This is a genomic window from Tatumella saanichensis (genome assembly GCF_000439375.1).
GTDB lineage: Bacteria > Pseudomonadota > Gammaproteobacteria > Enterobacterales > Enterobacteriaceae > Tatumella > Tatumella saanichensis.
The window spans coordinates 1-2,198 of record NZ_ATMI01000028.1; the positions used below are offsets into that span (position 1 = coordinate 1).

The 2,198-nt window shown below is 43.2% G+C and carries 2 protein-coding genes; both read right to left on the reverse strand.

The window, feature by feature from the left end; all coding sequences use genetic code 11:
• Positions 1 to 191: 191 nt before the first annotated feature.
• Complete coding sequence (locus DW47_RS0108755) at positions 192 to 1,283, reverse strand: T6SS immunity protein Tli4 family protein (RefSeq protein WP_029686015.1); 1,092 nt, start codon at positions 1,281 to 1,283, stop codon at positions 192 to 194.
• A gap of 78 nt (positions 1,284 to 1,361) precedes the next feature.
• The coding region (locus DW47_RS0108760) for a T6SS immunity protein Tli4 family protein (protein WP_029686016.1) at positions 1,362 to 2,198 on the reverse strand (837 nt) is incomplete at its 5' end.

The window sequence follows — 2,198 nt, forward strand, 5'->3', positions numbered from 1 at the left end:
GTATTTATCACTGGACTGTCCTTCTGCACTGGCGTGGATGCCGCTATAGGGGGAATACAAAGTATCCCGGTAGCCACAAGCGCTAAGGCCATACGTTCAAAAATACATTGCATGGTGAGAACTCCTTTTCTGTACGCCTGACGGGCTCTTCAGAACAGACGAGGTGCAACGGCAAGATCCATCTTTATCTGTCATTTATAGCGCAGGGAATTTACCAGCCGGTCCCAGATTTCAATCATCTGCGCTTCACTGTATCGCGTTTTTTTATACTCACTACCGAAACCAATGTTAAGATTCGGCTTATCCGGTGTCGCATCGCGCTCATTCGCATAAAGCATAAAATTATAGAAAGTATTCTTTTCATCTTTTCCCGTTGCGGGATTTCTGATGGTTTGGATACCACCAAACAACCATGACTCCGCCGGAATACCGTTCGGTGAGAGTGCCACTTTCTTTATGCTGTACTGATTGGATGTTTTAAGTGCCTCATTAATTTGCGCACTACGGTTAAACAGGGTGTCTTCCGACCCCTTAATTGTGTTATCCATATCGACACCAAAAACAAAATCATCATTTTCATACCGAAATGTGAGACTTTCTTTATGCTTTCCACCATCATCACGGATAAACCCATTCGGTATGCACACGCCTTTAGCAGACGGAATATCCTCATCTTTTCTGCCACTTAAACGCGATATCAGAGACTGCAGGGCGGCCAGTTTGGCGGGTTTGGTATTTGCATCAGCCTCAGAAAAACCTCTGGCCAGATATTTGGCCTTTTTTTCGCGGTGCTTCTTGTCTGAAAAATCACGGATATCTGTAGTAATCACAAAGGCTATCATGCCTGAATAAACATGGGCCTCCAGCTGCCTGTATATATCAGGAGTACCTGACTCATTATGATCAAAAATCACTCCCTTACCATCAGAAAAAGGAATAATCTCTTTTAAAAAAGGGGCGTTTTCAGGTCTGTTACCTGGTTTATTCGTGGCATCACGCAGCGCCTGCTCTCTTAACTGCACGCGCTGTTTAAATGCAGGCGGATAGAGCGGTTTACTTTCAATTTCAAAATCATCGATAAAAATCATATCGTGAAGCTGATTATTAAACGACTCGGGAACGTCAATCACATAGCGCCCGATGCACTGTGGTTTGGTTTGTGCAAATAAAGTATTTATCACTGGACTGTCCTTCTGCACTGGCGTGGATGCCGCTATAGGGGGAATACAAAGTATCCCGGTAGCCACAAGCGCTAAGGCCATACGTTCAAAAATACATTGCATGGTAAGAACTCCTTTTCTTTAGGCCTGGCAGGTTCTTCGGAAGAGACGAAGTACAATCTCAGTCTCCATTTTCACCTGTCATTTATAACGCAGGGAATTTACCAGCCGGTCCCAGATTTCAATCATCTGCGATTCGCTGTAACGCGTTTTTTTATACTCACTGCCTAACCCAATGTTAAGATTCGGCTTATCCGGTGTGGCATCGCGCTCATTAGCATAAAGCATAAAATTATAGAAGGTGTTCTTTTCATCTTTTCCCGTTACCGGATCCCTGATGATTTGGAAACCACCAAATAGCCATGACTCCGCCGGAATACCGTTCGGTGAGAGCGCCACTTTCTTTATGGTGTACTGATTGGCGGTTTTAAGTGCCTCATTAATTTTCGCACTACGGTTAAATAGGGTGTCTCCCGACCCCTTAATGGTGTTATCCATATCGACACCAAAAACAAAATCATCATTTTCATACCGAAATGTGAGACTTTCTTTATGCTTCCCGCCATCATCACGGATAAACCCATTCGGTATGCACACGCCTTTAGCAGACGGAATATCCTCATCCTTTCTACCACTCAACCTTGATATCAAAGACTGCAGGGCGGCAAGCTTGGCTGGTTTGGTATTTGTTTGATCTTCTGTTGTGGTTTTAAGGTACTCCGCTTTCCTTTCTTTGTATTTCGGAGCAGAAAAATCTCTAATATCTGTTTTTATAATAAAAGAGATACCATTTACATATACATGAGCTTCAAGTCTTCGATAGAGATCATCCGATCCCGAGCGATTACTATCAAAAATTACTCCCTTATTTTTAGGAAGGGTAATGATCTCTTTTATAAAAGGGGCATCTTTCGGATCGTTTTCAGGTTTATTAATGGCATCACGCAGCACCTGTTCTCTTAACTGTACATGCTGTTT

Bases quoted from the DNA above. Each gene is read 5' to 3' on its own strand.
- DW47_RS0108755 (WP_029686015.1), bottom strand. From the start codon at position 1,283: ATGCAATGTATTTTTGAACGTATGGCCTTAGCGCTTGTGGCTACCGGG.